This is a genomic window from Streptomyces sp. NPDC127098 (assembly GCF_042722465.1).
In the GTDB taxonomy this organism is placed as follows: Bacteria; Actinomycetota; Actinomycetes; order Streptomycetales; family Streptomycetaceae; genus Streptomyces; species Streptomyces millisiae.
The window spans coordinates 23,977-38,242 of sequence record NZ_JBHXFJ010000072.1 but is presented as its reverse complement, the minus strand read 5'-3'; the positions used below and the strand labels follow the sequence as shown (position 1 = coordinate 38,242).

The 14,266-nt window shown below is 74.2% G+C and carries 11 protein-coding genes; 3 read left to right on the top strand and 8 right to left on the bottom strand.

Annotation, left to right across the window (positions count from 1 at the left end; translation table 11 throughout):
• Nucleotides 1-158: 158 nt before the first annotated feature.
• Both ACFWI8_RS31215 and ACFWI8_RS31210 read right to left on the bottom strand, forming a co-directional pair.
• Nucleotides 159-1,418 carry an extracellular solute-binding protein gene (locus ACFWI8_RS31215; protein ID WP_387098437.1) on the bottom strand — a complete coding sequence of 420 codons (1,260 nt, stop codon included), beginning with the start codon at nucleotides 1,416-1,418 and terminating at the stop codon, nucleotides 159-161.
• A gap of 32 nt (nucleotides 1,419-1,450) precedes the next feature.
• Nucleotides 1,451-2,473: a LacI family DNA-binding transcriptional regulator gene (locus ACFWI8_RS31210; protein WP_387098435.1), complete on the bottom strand. Its 1,023-nt coding sequence runs from the start codon at nucleotides 2,471-2,473 to the stop codon at nucleotides 1,451-1,453.
• Nucleotides 2,474-2,671: 198 nt separating this feature from the next.
• Here ACFWI8_RS31210 and ACFWI8_RS31205 point away from each other — a divergent pair, with 198 nt between their 5' ends.
• Nucleotides 2,672-4,768, top strand: a complete 2,097-nt coding sequence (locus tag ACFWI8_RS31205; RefSeq protein WP_387098433.1) for a glycogen debranching N-terminal domain-containing protein — start codon at nucleotides 2,672-2,674, stop codon at nucleotides 4,766-4,768.
• An 83-nt stretch (nucleotides 4,769-4,851) separates the two neighbouring features.
• Here the strand turns inward: ACFWI8_RS31205 and ACFWI8_RS31200 are convergent, their stop codons facing one another.
• Nucleotides 4,852-5,799, bottom strand: coding sequence for a LuxR C-terminal-related transcriptional regulator (locus ACFWI8_RS31200; RefSeq protein ID WP_387098431.1), 948 nt, complete (start codon nucleotides 5,797-5,799; stop codon nucleotides 4,852-4,854).
• An 87-nt stretch (nucleotides 5,800-5,886) separates the two neighbouring features.
• Between ACFWI8_RS31200 and ACFWI8_RS31195 the strand changes: the two genes are divergently transcribed.
• Nucleotides 5,887-9,219, top strand: coding sequence for a S8 family serine peptidase (locus ACFWI8_RS31195; RefSeq protein WP_387098429.1), 3,333 nt, complete (start codon nucleotides 5,887-5,889; stop codon nucleotides 9,217-9,219).
• A gap of 185 nt (nucleotides 9,220-9,404) precedes the next feature.
• Here ACFWI8_RS31195 and ACFWI8_RS31190 read toward each other — a convergent pair whose 3' ends face one another.
• The 4 genes from ACFWI8_RS31190 to ACFWI8_RS31175 all read right to left on the bottom strand — a co-directional run bounded on the left by ACFWI8_RS31190 (nucleotide 9,405) and on the right by ACFWI8_RS31175 (nucleotide 11,750).
• Nucleotides 9,405-10,121 carry an HAD family hydrolase gene (locus ACFWI8_RS31190; RefSeq protein WP_387098427.1) on the bottom strand — a complete coding sequence of 239 codons (717 nt, stop codon included), beginning with the start codon at nucleotides 10,119-10,121 and terminating at the stop codon, nucleotides 9,405-9,407.
• Between the two features lie 47 nt (nucleotides 10,122-10,168).
• Complete coding sequence (locus ACFWI8_RS31185) at nucleotides 10,169-10,471, bottom strand: hypothetical protein (protein ID WP_387098425.1); 303 nt, start codon at nucleotides 10,469-10,471, stop codon at nucleotides 10,169-10,171.
• A gap of 138 nt (nucleotides 10,472-10,609) precedes the next feature.
• On the bottom strand, nucleotides 10,610-11,440 hold the full coding sequence (locus ACFWI8_RS31180) for an alpha/beta hydrolase family protein (protein ID WP_387098423.1): 831 nt from the start codon (nucleotides 11,438-11,440) through the stop codon (nucleotides 10,610-10,612).
• 124 nt (nucleotides 11,441-11,564) lie between these two features.
• Complete coding sequence (locus tag ACFWI8_RS31175; RefSeq protein WP_387098421.1) at nucleotides 11,565-11,750, bottom strand: hypothetical protein; 186 nt, start codon at nucleotides 11,748-11,750, stop codon at nucleotides 11,565-11,567.
• Nucleotides 11,751-11,876: 126 nt separating this feature from the next.
• Between ACFWI8_RS31175 and ACFWI8_RS31170 the strand changes: the two genes are divergently transcribed.
• The gene (locus ACFWI8_RS31170) at nucleotides 11,877-12,695 is read left to right on the top strand and encodes an endonuclease/exonuclease/phosphatase family protein (protein WP_387098439.1); all 819 of its coding nucleotides are present in this window, start codon (nucleotides 11,877-11,879) and stop codon (nucleotides 12,693-12,695) included.
• Here the strand turns inward: ACFWI8_RS31170 and ACFWI8_RS31165 are convergent, their stop codons facing one another.
• Complete coding sequence (locus tag ACFWI8_RS31165) at nucleotides 12,696-14,243, bottom strand: AbgT family transporter (protein ID WP_387098419.1); 1,548 nt, start codon at nucleotides 14,241-14,243, stop codon at nucleotides 12,696-12,698.
• Nucleotides 14,244-14,266 lie beyond the last annotated feature (23 nt).

The following is a 14,266-nucleotide window of genomic DNA, read 5'->3' as shown; positions in this document are numbered from 1 at the left end:
GGTGCCAGCCGGTCGGGGCAGCCGTTCGGCACCGGTCCGGTGGGGCCGCCGGCCGGCGCCGGCGGCCGGCGGCCGGCAGGCGAGCCAGTCACCGCCGGTCCGGCGGGCCGGCCCACCCGCGGCCCTGACGGGTCGTGCGGTCGGAGCGACAGCGTGCGTCACTGGTTGTCCTCGAGCGCCGCCTCGCCGTAGGTCTGGAGGTTCGCGAGGATCTCGGAGACGTCGGCGGTGCGCAGCGACTGCAGGTCGGTGTTGAACTGGCCGAGGACGCGGTCGAAGCCGGCCACGGTCACGGGGCCCTGCACCCAGTCACCGGTGGCGCCCCAGGCGGCCTCCTCCGGGTGCGCGGCCAGGTACTCCTCGGCGGCGCTCTGCCGGGACGGGATGGCGCCGAACGCCTCGCCCATCGCGATCTGCTGGTCGCCCTGGGTCAGGAAGCGGACCAGGTCGACGGCGGCGGCGCGGTGCGCGCTGTCCTGGGCCACGCCCCAGCAGTTGGTGTAGGCGAGGGTGCCCTGGCCCGCCGGGCCCTCCGGCATCGGCACCACGGTGTAGCCGACGTCCGGGTAGTCGGCCTCCATCGCGCCGGCCAGCCAGCCGCCCTCGATCGTCATGGCCGCCTGGCCCTTGCCGAAGGCCTCGCCGCCCCAGCCGGCGTCCACGTCGGTGGCGAACGCCATCACGCCGTCGTTGAGCATGGTCTGGACGAACTCCAGCGCCTCGACGTTCTCCGGCGAGTCGGCGGTGACCTCGGTCTGGTCGGCGTTGGTGATCCAGCCGCCGGCCTCGGTCATGAAGGCGCCGAGCCGCTGGTACTCGCTGCTGGTGACCAGGCCCGTGACGCCGTCACCGGTCAGCCGCTCGGCGACCGCGGCCAACTCCTCCCAGGTGCCCGGGTAGTCGTCCTCGGTGAGGCCGGCCTGCTCCCAGAGCGTGTCGTTGATCGCGAGCGCCAGCGCCGAGGTGTCCTTGGGGAGGCAGACCAGTTCGCCGTCCCGGGTGAAGGACTGGAGCAGCGCGGGCGAGAAGTCGTCGACGTCCTCGATCTCGGCGCCGTAGGGGTAGAGCGAGCCGCCCTGCGCGTAGTTGGCGAACTGGCTGGAGTCGACGTAGAAGACGTCGGGCGGGTTGCCGCCCGCGAAGGCCTGGCTGAGCTGCTGGTTCATGTCCTGCGCGACGTCCAGGTTGACGGTGTTCCCGGACTCCTCCTCGTACGCCTCGACCGCGGCGCGGACGGCGGCGGTCTCGGCGTCGCCCGAGGAGGCGATGAGCACGCTCAGCTCCTGCGGGCCGCTGCTCTCCTCCTGCTCGGTCTCGCCGTCGTCGAAGCTGGACGAACAGGCGGCGGCGAGCAGCGTCGCGGCGCCGACGAGGGCTATCTGGCGGCTGGTTCTGCGGGCGGTCGAGTGGTGCTTCATCGCGTTCCTCTGGGTGATGGTGCGGCTCGGGTTTACGGGGTCAGTCGGTCTGAGGGGGGCGTGACCGTGCTCTCACGGACCACGAGGGTGGGGGCGAGCACGACGTGTTCCGGCTCGCGCCCCGGGTCGGCGACCCGGGCCAGCAGCAGCCGGACGCACTCCCGGCCCACGGTCGTCATGGGCTGGTCGATGCTGGTCAGGCCGGGCGAGACCAGCGCGGCGGCCGGCGAGTCGTCGAAGCCGACGACGGACACGTCCTGTCCTGGGCTGAGGTCCCGGTCGCGCAGGGCGCGGTAGCAGCCCATGGCGAGGGTGTCGCTCGCGGCGATGATCGCGGTCATCCCGGCGTCGAGCAGCGGCTCGACCGCCGCCGCGGCGTGCGCGACCTCGTCGGTGCTCTCCGCCCGCCGGCCGCGGCTCGGCAGGCCGTGGCGCTGGACGGCGCGCTTCCAGCCGAGCGCCCGGTCGTCGCCGGCGCCCGAACCCCGCGGCCAGCCGAGGAAGCCGATCCTGGTGTGGCCGAGCTCCACGAGGTGGTCGACGGCCGCCTCGATGCCGGCGGCGCCGTCGATGTCCACGAAGTCGCCTATCTGGCGCCCCGTCCACATGCGCCCGAAGGCGGCGAACGGCACACCGTGCTTTTCCAGCCACGCCTGACGGGGGTCGCCGCGGTGGGTGTCGCTCAGCACGAAGCCGTCGACGCTGTAGGTGTCGAGCAGTTCCTGGTAGGCCGTGAGCGGCGCGGGACCGAGGGGCGAGGCGAACAGCAGGATGCGGTGCCCGGCCTCCTCCGCGGTCTGGGTGAGGGCGTGCAGGAAGCGGTCCATCACCGGCGTCGAGCGGTCGACGTCGACCGACTGGATGCCGTAGCCGATCAGCCGGCTGGAGCGGGTGCGCAGCGTCTGAGCCGCGCGGTGCGGGCGGTAGCCCATCGCCTCGATGGCCTGTTGGACCCGCTCCAGGGTGTCGGGACGCAGCAGCTCCGGCGCGTTGATGGCGTTGGAGACGGTCTGGGGCGAGACGCCGGCGCGGCGCGCGACCATGGCGAGGGTCACCCCTCCCTGTCGTCCTGCCTGCCGGCCGGCCGGTGGCGTCATCGCTCGTCGTCTCCCGTGGTCTGTCGCGGTCTGTCGTCGGCCCGTTGATGTTGCTCTTGTGTTTCTTGGAGCGCTCCAGGGGCATTGCCGAGCCGCTGAACTGCGTCTACATTCATTTGAACGCTCCAATGGCTGAGAAGATTGGTATCAACGTTCATGAGTGTCAAGTCCCCGGTCGAAACCGAGGCCGGGCTGCAACCGTTCCTGCACGACGCGTGCGTGACGCTGTACGCCCCGAGCTTCGCCGTCTCCCGTCCCGACGGGCAGTTCGAGCGGGGCGTCGACGGCTTCTACCACGCCGACGTGCGGGTGCTGTCGCGGCTGCGGGTGGCCGTGGACGGGGTGCCCGTGGTGGCGGCCGGGGGCGGCCTCGAGGGCGCGGACGGCGCGCTGTTCAGGTCGGTGCTGCGCGGGGTCGCCGAGGCCACGGCCGACCCGGCGGTGACGTTGACCAGGCGGCGGGCGATCGGCCCCGGGGTGCTGACGGAGGCCCTGGAGGTGGTGAACGCGGGCGGCCTGCCGGCGCGGATATCCCTCACGGTGGACGCCGGCAGCGATCTCGCGGCGATGGAGCGGGTCAAGTCGGGGACGCCGACGGCCGAGGTGGCCGCGGACCCCCTCGGGGACGCCGGCCTCGTGTGGACCGATCCCGACGAGGCCGGCACGACCGTGCGGCTGTCCTCGTCACCCGCGCCCGACGAGCTCACGGCGGGCCCGGACGGCGGGCTGCTGCGCTACGACATCTCCCTGGCCCCGGGCGGGAGTTGGTCGGCCGAGCTGGTGGTGACGGTGGCCGACGGCGGCCCGCCGACCTTCCCCGCCGCCGAGCCGGGATCCACGCCGTGGCGCGAGCCGCGACTGCGCAGCGCCGACCGCCGCTTCGACCGCTGGCTCACCCAGTCCCACCTCGACCTGGAGCGGCTGCTGCTCGCCGACCCCGAGCAGCCGTCCGACCTGTTCCTGGCGGCCGGCGCACCCTGGTTCGCCACCCTCTTCGGCCGCGACTCGCTGTGGGCGGCGCGGATGCTGCTGCCGCTGTCCACCTCGCTCGCCGCCGGCACGCTGCGGGTGCTGGCCCGCAGGCAGGGCACCGTGGTGGACGAGAACAGCCAGGAACAGCCGGGCAAGATCCTCCACGAGGTGCGCCGCGCCACGCTCGAACTCCCCGACCACGGCATCTCGTTGCCGCCGCGCTACTTCGGCACGGTGGACGCCACCCCGCTCTGGGTGACGCTGCTGCACGACGCCTGGCGCTGGGGCCTCGACCCGGCCGAGGTCGCCGCCCTGCTGCCGCACGCCGAGGCGGCGCTCGGCTGGATGCGGGACCACGGGGACGCCGACGGCGACGGCTTCCTGGAGTACATCGACACCACAGGACGTGGCCTGGCGAACCAGGGCTGGAAGGACTCCGGCGACTCCATCCGCTACCGCGACGGCTCCCTCGCCACCGCGCCGATCGCGCTGTGCGAGGTGCAGGCCTACGCGTACGAGGCGGCGCTGGCCGGCGCGGCCCTGCTGCGCGCCTTCGACCGACCGGGCGCGGACGAGTGGGAGGAGTGGGCCGAGCGGCTCAGGTCCCGCTTCCGGCAGCGGTTCTGGGTGCAGGACGAGCTCGGCCCCTACCCGGCGGTCGCACTCGACCGCGACAAGCGGCCGGTGGACTCGGTCACCTCGGGCTTCGGTCACCTGCTGGGCACCGGGCTGCTCGACCACGAGGAGAGCGCGCTGCTCGCCGCCCGGCTGGCGGGCCCGCACCTGGACTCCGGCTTCGGCCTGCGCACATACAGCAGCGCCGGCGCCGGCTACAACCCGCTCGGCTACCACGTCGGCGCGGTCTGGCCGCACGACACGGCCATCGCCGTCTCCGGCCTGGCCAGGGCCGGGTTCCCCGAGGCGGCCGGCCAGTTGGCCGGCGGCCTGCTGCGGGCCGCCGACGGCTTCGAGGCCCGGCTGCCCGAACTCCTCGCCGGCTACGGCGCGGACGAGGGCGCCCGCCCGGTGCCCTACCCGGCGTCCTGCCGGCCCCAGGCGTGGGCCGCGGCGGCCTCCGTCCAGGTGCTGACCTCGCTCCTGGGCCTGGTGGCGGACGTGCCGGGCGGCACGCTCACGGTGGCCCCCGGCCTCCCGGACGAGCTGCGCCCGCTGAGCGTCTCAGGCCTGGCCGTGGCGGGCTCCCCCCTGGAGATCGCGGTCCCCGCGACGGGCGCCCCGACGGTGACGACGAAGGCCACGGTGCGGGTCAGCACGCGCTGACCCGGTGGAGTTCCGGGTGGGTGGGAGGCACGGGTCTCACCCACCCGCCCGCGCTCTCCCTGACGCCACTGCCCGCCGGCGGGTCAGTCGTCGGCCAACAGGCCGTTCCGTTCGGCGAGCACGCCGGCCTGGAAGCGGGTGCGCGCGCCGAGCCGGTCCATCAGGTCGGCGACGTGCCGGCTGACCGTCCGCGTGCTGACGCCGAGTTGGCGGGCGATCGTCTCGTCCTTGAGACCGGCGACCAACAGCGTCAGCAGGTCCTTGTCCCGTGCCATCTCCTCGTCCGCGACCAGCAGGGGCGCGGCCTGCTCCCAGAGGAGTTCGAAGAGGGCGACCAGCGCGTCGAGCAGTGCGCTCGGGCGAACGATCACCGCGCTGGTCACCATGTCGTCGAGCACCAGCGGCAGGAGCGCGACCTGCCGGTCCGCGATCGCCAGCTTCATCGGGACCCGGGGATGCACCCGTGACAGCTCGCCCCGCTTGGCCGCCAGCACCGCCGCGTCCAGGCCGCCCGGCTGGCTCAGCGACTCCGGCGCGTAGATGCCCCGCACCCGAACGCCCTCCCGCAGCAGCCCGTTGACCGCGCCCTGGCCGTCCTCCTCCGTGGGGCTGGCATAGGGCGGGCGGTCGAACACCAGCAGTTCCGCACGGCAGTTGCGGGTGAACTGGGTGAAGCGGGCGGCGATCGCGGCCTGTCCGACCACGATCTCCAGCAACTCGCTCGGCTGGCGTTCGACATGGACCTCGGCCGCCAGCGCGCGCGCCGTCACCCGGATCTTCTCCAACTCCTCGCGGCGCCGCGCCACCAGCAGGTCGATCGCCGAGTCCGGGTGGGTCGCCAGCAGTCGCACCGGCCGGCCCGGCAGGCGGCTCACCAGCCCCAGCTCCTCGAGTTCGCCGGCGGCCCGCCGGGTCGCCCCGGAGGATCGCCCGAGCCGCCCGGCGAGTTCGGGGACGGTGAGCCCGGGGGCTGCCAGCAACGCTCGGTAGGCGGTTTCGGCGAAGTCGGTGACGCCGAGGGGTTGCAGCATTCCGCGATGCTGTCGGAAAGCAGACGTGGCGACAAGACGAACCCGAGGCTTATTTCGTCACACCCCGCCGTGGGATAGGACTCGGTCATGTCCCATCCTCGGCAGTCCACCTTCCGAAGAGCCGCGCTGATCAGCGGCCTCGTCGCCGTGCTCGGCGTGCTCGCCGCCCCGCCCGCGCCGGCCGTCCCCGGGCCCCCGCCCCCGACCGCCGGAACCGGCACGGGCACCGGCACCGTGCTGCTGGTCACCGGGGACCGGGTGACGCTCGGACCGGACGTCGACGGCGCACCCTCCGTGACGGTGACCCCGGCCGACCCCTCGGCCGCCTTCGCGTTCCAGACGCTGCGGCAGAACGGCGACGTCTACGTGCTGCCGAGCTCCGTCGCCCCCCTCGTGCCCGACGTGCTCGACCTGGAGCTCTTCAACGTCACCCGCCGCGCCGCCGAGGACGGCGCGGCCGCCGCCGACACCGTGCCGCTCATCGTGCGCGGCGCCGGGACGCCGGACGCATTCGCCGACGACCCCGACCCGCTTCCGCTGCCCAGCATCGACGCCGACGCGCTCGCCCTCGACGCGCACGAGGCCCCCGACTTCGTCGACTCGCTGCTCACCGCCCGGTCGTCGCTCGCCGCCGGTGAAGGCCCGCGGGTGTGGCTCGACCAGCGCCTCACCGCGGCCGAACTCGACCAGAACCTGCGGCAGATCGGCGCGCCCGAGGTGTGGGACACGGGCCTCGACGGCTCCGGCGTGGACGTGGCGGTGCTCGACACCGGCGTCGACCGCGCCCACCCCGACCTCGCCGGACAGGTCGTCGCCGAGGCCGACTTCACGGCCGACGGCTCGCCCGCCGACGAGAACGGCCACGGCACCCACGTCGCCTCCGTGCTCGCCGGCACCGGCGCCGCCGCAGCGGGCGCCCGACACGGGGTGGCGCCCGGGGCCCGGCTGCTGTCCGGGAAGGTGCTCGACGCCGCCGGCACCGGCTACGCGTCCTGGGCGATCGCCGGCATGGAGTGGGCGGTCGAACGCGGCGCGGACATCGTCAACCTGAGCCTGGGCGGCCGCGCCTCGGGCGACGACCCGGTCTCGCTCGCGGTGGACGCGCTGAGCGCCGAGCACGGCACGCTGTTCGTCGTGGCGGCCGGCAACGTCGGACCCACCATCGGCTCGGTCGGCTCCCCTGGAGTGGCGGAGAACGCGCTGACCGTGGGCTCCGCCCGGGCCGACGGCGGCACGTACCGCGGCTCGTCGCGCGGGCCGACCGCCGGCACCTACCGGGCCAAGCCCGACCTGCTGGCGCCCGGCGTCGACATCGTCGGCGCGCGGGCCGGCGGCGGTGACACGGCCCCCTACACGACGATGACGGGCACCTCGCAGGCGACGCCACACGTGGCGGGGGCGGCGGCGCTGCTCTGGCAGCGGCACCCCGACTGGGACTGGCGGCAGGTCAAGGCCACGCTGACCACCACCGCCGACCCCTACGACGTCGAACAGGTGTGGTCGCACGCGGAGGGCGGCGGGCTGCTCGACCTGCCGCAGGCGACGAACGAGACGCTGGTGGCCGACCGGTCCAACCTCGACTTCGGCTACCTGCGGGACGGCACCGCCGGGGACGGGCTCAGCCTGACGCTGACGCTCACCAACACCGGGACCACGCCGGAGCGGTTGACGCTGGACGACTGGCAGCAGAACGTCGCGACCACCGAGGACGCGCCCGCCGACCTGGTGCGGGTCTCCCCCGCCGAACTGACCGTCGCCCCCGGCGCCGCCGCCGAGGTCACCGTCACGCTCGACCTGCCGGCCGGGCTCTTCGGCGTCCACACCGGGGCCGTGACCGTCACGCGGGCGGGCGCCGGCGGCGAGCCGCTGGTGCTGCCGGTGAGCCTGTACGCCGAGCCGCCGCGCCGCGACCTCGACGTGACGGTGCTCGACCGCAGGGGCGAACCGTTCGCCGGCGGCAGCGTGCTGGTCGGCAACATGGAGTCGGCGTGGCTGCCCACGGGCGGCACGTTCGCCGTGCTGCCGCTGGACGAGAACGGCCGGGCGCACGCCCGGATGGCCCCCGGCCCGTACACCACGATGGTCACCGTCGAGACGCCGGCGCGCGGCGCGGAGCCGGCGAGCTGGTCCATCGCCGGCGATCCCGAGGTGGCGCTCTGGGAGGACGCGTCGGTGGTGATCGACGCGCGCCGGGCCGAGCCGCTGGCGCCGGCCGAGGTGGCGGGCGTCGACACCCTGGTCACCGAGGCGTACCTCGCCTACGAGCGGCGGGACGCGGCCGGGCTCGGCACGGTCGGCGCCCAGCTGTACGCGCCGCCGGAGGACGTCGAGCGCGGGCGGGTGTTCCTCCAGCCGACCGCGCCGGTGACGCACGGCGAGGCGGCCGCCGAGACCAGGTGGCGGCTGGCCGCGACCGGCCGGCCCGCGCCCGGGCGGGCCGACCTCTACGACCTGGCGCTCGGCGGGCCCACCATCCCCGACCCGCCGGTGTACGGCGTCTCCCGGGCCGAGGCCAGGGAGCTGGTGCGCGTCGACGCCGACTACCGGGCACTGGGCGAGGACGTCTCGGACGTCACCGAGTTCCGACTGGCCCGGCTCGGCCTCGGCGCGACGGACCTGGCCGTCGCGCATCCGCTGCCGCTGCCCGGGCGGCGGATCGAGATGGTCAACGCGCGCCCCGACCTGGCCTGGGTGCAGTGCGTCAACGGGCCCGACCCCGACCTGGCGCAGTTCTGCGCGCCGCCCACCACGTACGAGCCGGGCGGCAGCGACGCGCCGGTGTGGTTCAGGGGCGCCACGGTGTCGGCGACCGGACTCCAGCACGAGGACGACCGCCTGGCGGTGGGCGTCGGGCTGAGCGACGGCCAGCACATGGGCCACCTGCGGGACCGGGACGCGGCCGGCTGGCGGCCGATGCGGCTGTTCCGCGACGGGGAGGAGCTGGCGCCGCTGTACGACGGGGTGTTCCCGACGCCACCCGGGCGCGGCACGTACCGACTCGAGTCCTCGGTGCGGCCCGACCAGGAGCGGCTGCCGATCGGGCGGGCCATCGACACGGCCTGGACGTTCACGTCCGAACCCGGGGACGCGCCGCGGCCGCTGGTCGTCGACTACCGCCCGGCCGAAGGCGCGTTCCCCGCCTGGCGGCCGCCGACGCTGCGGCTGCGGCTCGCGAGCACCGACCACATCGGCGGCGAACTGCCGACGGTGGCCGGCACGCTGCGGGTCTGGCTCTCCAGGGACGGCGGCGAACGGTGGACGCGGGCGCTCGTCCTGCCGAAGCGGGACGGCACGTCCCTGGTGGCCGCGCCGCTGCTGCCGCGACCCGGCGACCACCTCTCCATCCGCGTCACCGGTGAGGCGCGCGACGGCCGCGCCATCGAACAGACGATCCTCGACGCGTACCCCGTCGGGCGCTGAACCGGGCCGCGCGAAGCGCCGCCGCGCTCCGCGCGGGTGCCGGCGCCGGGGCGTGGCGGCTGCGCCGCCAGGCACCCGGGCGCTCCGCGCCGGGTTTCCCCACCGCCCGCCCTTTCACGCGCTGCGCGCGGCCCGCGCCGGTGGTCCGCCTCGGTCGTGGCGTACGCCCAGGACGTGGCGGAACGTCAGAGGCGGCGCCGGCCCAGTTCGGTGAGGAGTGTGGGGAGCGCGGCAAGGCCGGTGATTCGGTGGGGTGGTAGAGGGCCGTCGGCCAGCTCGCGGTGTCCCGTGCGGTCGAGCCAGATGCCGTGCAGGCCGGCGGCGGTCGCGCCGGCGGCGTCGATGTCGGGGCGGTCGCCGACGTAGGCGACGGCCTCCGGCGGCAGCCCCAGCGCCGTGCAGACCGCCCAGAACGCCTCGGGCGCCGGCTTGGCGTGGCCGAGTTCGTCGGAGCAGACCAGGACCTCGAAGCGGTCCCTGATGCCGAGCGCGAGCAGCTTCGCCTCCTGGCCCGACAGGGCGGAGTTGGAGAGCAGGCCGTGCCGGTAGCCGGGGGTGAGCGCGTCGAGGGCCGGCAGCACGTCGGGGAACGGCACGTGGTGGCCGGCCCGGTGGGCCAGGTAGCGGTCGAACCAGGCGTCGGCCTCGGCGTCGGTGAGCGGCTGGCCGAGGAACGCGCGGGCCCGCTCGCGGCGCTGTTCCTCGAAGGTCAGCTCGCCGGCCTCGAAGCGGGCGTAGTGCTCCTCCATCACCGAGCGCCAGCGCAGCAGCGCCGCCTCGGGGTCGGCGAACCGGTCGAGCAGGCCCTCGGCGGCCAGGTGGCGCAGCGCGCCGGCGCGGTCGGAGCCGGTGTAGTCCCAGAGCGTGTCGTCGATGTCCCACACCACGGCCCGAATCGTCATGGTCCGGACCGTAACACCGGCCGCCCGGCGAGCGCGCCGCGAGCCGGTCAGCTCACATAGAGGGACCTGCCGTGCGTGGCGGCGACCCCCGGGGCGGAGACGCCGCCGGGCGCGATGACCTCGAGGACGCGGCCCACGCAGTCCGCGTGTTCGTAGACGAGGACGTTCTCGTCGGTGTTGTTGCGCACCTCGGACGGGTGTCCCGGCACGTTGTAGCAGCCGCTGGGGTTGGTGATGTGCCAGCCGTCGCCGCGGATGTCGCCGTTGGCGGCGTGGGCGGGGGCGGTGAGGCCGAGGGCCAGCACTCCGGCGGCCACGACGGCACCGAAGGGGGCGGTGATCCGACGCATGAGGAACTCCTTCAGCAAGGGGACCATGCGGGACTCACGGTAGTAAGTCGTGCGCCTGCTGTAATCACTCACAGGCCTGAACCCACCCCGGGCTCAGTGCGACCCGGCGGCGCGTCCGGCTCACGCGCGGCGCGCGTCTCAGCCCACGCCCCTGTCGAACAGTCGGCGGAACCAGCGGGTCAGGACGTCGTCGACCGCCCTGGCCGTGGGCAGCTGTGGGGCCGGCTCCAGGCCAGGTTCCCCGGCCAGCGGGTGCGCCAGGTCAGGCACGGTGACGAGTTCGACCTCGCCCGGCCGCGGGTGTCGCTCGCGCAGCGCGTCGACCAGGGCGGCCGCGTCCGTGCGCAGGTCCTGGTGATCCCGCTCGCCGCTGACGAGCAGCAGCGGCGGTCGTGCCGTGAGATCGTCGACGCGGGCGACGAAGTCCAGTTCGTCGGCGACCTGGTGGGACTCCGCGGTCCACCGGTACGGCTGTCCGGTGAGGCCCTCGACGAGCCCGACGACGGACCGGATCCGCACCGCCGGGTTGACCAGGGCGACCGCCCGGATCGGGATCCGGCCCGTGGCCAGCACCCGCAGCGCCACGGCCCCGCCGAGCGAGGCGCCGAGCACGCTGATCGGCCCGTCGTCGACCGGCAGCTGGTCGCGCAGCGCGGTGAGCGCGGCCGGGAACTCGTCGGCGGCCTGCCGGGCGAGCGGGGCCAGAAAGGCCGTCAGCGGTTCCTGGCGGGCGAGTTCGAGGACGGCGTCGACCCGTCCCTCGACCATCCGCGCGCCACACATCGGCATGCCCAGGTGGACCCGCCAGGCAGGCACCCCGGCCATGGGCAGCGCGGCCGCGAACGCCGCGTCCGTGCGTGGCGCGTCCAGCATGTGCCACGTCACGATCAACGGCGCGGGACCGTCGAAGGCCGCCGGTGGGAGCGCCGTGAACGGCACCCCGGCCGCGGTTCCAGTGATCGTCTCCATGGTTCCTCCCTCGGCTCCAGGCTTGACACCGTAGGGAGTTCGGCGAGGCCGGCGGCCCGCGTTCTGCCGCCAGCCGATTCACCGACCGCGAACCGCCGCCGGCCCTCCGCTGCGCGCGGAGGCGTCAGAGTCCGCCACCCCCGCCACCGCCGCCGAATCCGCCGCCGCCACCCATCCCGCCGCGACCACCGATTCCGTGGCGGCTTCGCCGTCCCTTCGTCAGCGCGCCGTAGACGATCAGCACGAACGCGACGTTGAAGAGCACGATCCCGCTCACGGCGATCACGACGAACACGGTGCTGCCGTCCATGGACCCTCCCCGGGTTCCGAGACCGGATTCCCCGCCCCTACCCACGTGGCGCGTCGCGACTCGCTGCGGCGTCCTCGGGCCGACCTGCCGGCCCGCGTCAGCCCGTAGCATCGGCCCGTGCGCATCATGACGTGGAACCTGTGGTGGCGGTTCGGCGACTGGCGGGCGAGGCGGGCGGTCATCCTGGACTGGCTGCGGCGGGAGCGCCCCGATGTCTGCGGGTTCCAGGAGGTCTGGGCGACGGAGGACGAGAACCTGGCTGGCTGGCTGGCCGGGGAGCTCGGCATGCACTGGATGTGGGCCCCCGGCGCGGTGTTCGAGCACTGGCGGGGTCGGGTCCGGGAGCCGGCCGACGCGGTCGGGAACGCGGTGCTCAGCCGCTGGCCGATCGTGGACTCCGAGGTGCGGCGGCTACCGACGGCCGGTGGTCCCGACGAGGTGCGGACGGCGTTGTTCGCGCTGGTCGACGCGCCGGGGGCGCGGGTGCCGTTCTTCACCACCCATCTGCACTCGGACCCGGCGGGCTCGGCGGTGCGGGTCGCGCAGGTGACGGAGCTCGCCCGGTTCGTCGCCGAGCGGCGGGCCGGGACGCCGTTCCCGCCGGTGGTCACGGGGGACTTCAACGCCGAGCCGGGCGCCGACGAGCTGCGGTTGTTCGGCGGGACGCTGACGGCGCCGGCCGTGCCAGGGCAGGTCATGACCGACGTCTGGCGGTTCGCGGATCCGGGCCGGCCGGCCGACACGTTCCGCTCGGGGCCACCCCCGGCCGACGGGGCGCTGTCCTTCGGGAGCCGCACCGACTACATCCACCGGGGCTCCACGGGGCCCGGCGGCGAGGGCGCGGTCACCGCCGTGTGGCGCACGGGCGCCGGGCCCGTCCCCGGGGGCGACTCCGACGTCTGGCCCTCGGACCACGCGGCGGTGATGGCCGAGCTCTCCGCCTGATCAGTGGATCGGCGAGCCGGGGCCCAGCGGCAGGCCCAGGGCGTACCAGATCCCGAACAGCGCGGTCCAGGCGGCCATCATGGCCAGCGCGGCCGGCAGCGTGAAGGACACCAGGGTGCCGATGCCCGCCCGCTTCTGGTAGGTCTGGAGGTAGCCGACGGTGAGGACGAACGTCGCGCTCATCGGCGTGATGGAGTTGGTGCACGAGTCCGCGATCCGGTAGACGGCCATCACGGTCGCCGGATTGGCCCCGATGAGCATGGTCATGGGGATGAGCACGGGCGCGAGGAGCGCCCACAGCGCGGTGCCGCTGGTGATGAGCAGGTTCAGCATGGCGATGGCCCCGACCAGCAGCATCAGTACGACGAAGATCGGCGCGTCGAGCCCCTCCAGGGCCTCAGCTCCGCGGACGGCGACGACGGTGCTGATGGAGGTCCACTCGAACAGCGCCAGGAACTGCGAGACCGCGAAGAAGAGCACGAGGAGCGGTGCGATCGACCTGACGCCGTCCGCCATGAAGTGCGGCAGGTCGGACGAGCTGGTGAGCCTGCCGGTCAGGTACGCGTAGGTCGCCCCGACGACCACGAAGAACAGGCTCAGCACCAGGGCGATGCCGTTGAAGAGCGTGGAGTCGATGACGGCACCGTTCGGGCCGCGCAGCGGGGAGCCGGCCGGGATCATCCCGACGACCAGCAGGCCGAGGTAGCCCGCGGCGACGACGCCGGTCCTGCGCAGCGCCCGGAGTTCGACCTCGGCGGCGACGGCGTCGGCCCCGGTTCCGGTGGTCGGTCCCGCGGCGCCGTCGTCCGGCGTGAGTTCGTGCTCGCGCCTGGCCAGCACCTTCTCGGTGACCGCGGTGAGCACGACCGCGAGGACGAGGGCGGAGACGGTGGTGAAGTAGGTGTTGTCGGTGGCCCGGACGACCGTGTCCGGGTCGACGAGCTGCGCGGCCTCGGTGGCGATCCGGGCGAAGACGACGTCGCTTGGGGCGATGAACGGGTTCGCGTCACCGGCGGCGTTGATCGACAGGAAGCCCACGATCATGCCCAGCATGGGGGACCGTCCGACCGCTTTGAAGACCAGTGCCGCCAGCGGTATGAGGATGACGTAGGCGCTGTAGGAGAGGAACTTCGACAGCGCGCCGGCGAGACAGACCGTGAACACGGCGTAGCGGGGGTGCACGCGGGCCAGGGTGTGCCGGGCCAGCGACTCGAGCATGCCGGAGCGGTCGGCGATCGCCAGGCCGAGCATGATGATCAGCATGGTGCCCAGCGGGCCGAAGGTCAGGAACGACTCCTCGGCCCCGAGCATCAGCTCGCGGATGGCGTCGACCGACAGCGCGTTCCTGACCGGTGACGGCTCGCCGGTCGCCGGGTCGAGGGCCGAGACGCCGGCGGCGGCCATGATCGCGCTGGCGACGGCGACGACGCAGAACAGCATCCAGAACAGGAAGAAGGGGTGCGGCAGCCGGTTGCCGACGCGTTCGACCCGGTCGAGAAAGCGGGTGAGTCTTTCGGATCCGCGCGTTGTTTCGGAGGTGGCGGTCATTTTCCTGACTCCTTTTACCGGAG

Coding starts and splice junctions, on each gene's coding strand:
- ACFWI8_RS31170 (WP_387098439.1), top strand. CDS start 11,877: ATGACGTGGAACCTGTGGTGGCGGTTCGGCGACTGGCGGGCGAGGCGG.
- ACFWI8_RS31215 (WP_387098437.1), bottom strand. CDS start 1,418: ATGAAGCACCACTCGACCGCCCGCAGAACCAGCCGCCAGATAGCCCTC.
- ACFWI8_RS31175 (WP_387098421.1), bottom strand. CDS start 11,750: ATGGACGGCAGCACCGTGTTCGTCGTGATCGCCGTGAGCGGGATCGTG.
- ACFWI8_RS31200 (WP_387098431.1), bottom strand. CDS start 5,799: ATGCTGCAACCCCTCGGCGTCACCGACTTCGCCGAAACCGCCTACCGA.
- ACFWI8_RS31190 (WP_387098427.1), bottom strand. CDS start 10,121: ATGACGATTCGGGCCGTGGTGTGGGACATCGACGACACGCTCTGGGAC.
- ACFWI8_RS31165 (WP_387098419.1), bottom strand. CDS start 14,243: ATGACCGCCACCTCCGAAACAACGCGCGGATCCGAAAGACTCACCCGC.
- ACFWI8_RS31205 (WP_387098433.1), top strand. CDS start 2,672: ATGAGTGTCAAGTCCCCGGTCGAAACCGAGGCCGGGCTGCAACCGTTC.
- ACFWI8_RS31195 (WP_387098429.1), top strand. CDS start 5,887: ATGTCCCATCCTCGGCAGTCCACCTTCCGAAGAGCCGCGCTGATCAGC.
- ACFWI8_RS31180 (WP_387098423.1), bottom strand. CDS start 11,440: ATGGAGACGATCACTGGAACCGCGGCCGGGGTGCCGTTCACGGCGCTC.
- ACFWI8_RS31185 (WP_387098425.1), bottom strand. CDS start 10,471: ATGCGTCGGATCACCGCCCCCTTCGGTGCCGTCGTGGCCGCCGGAGTG.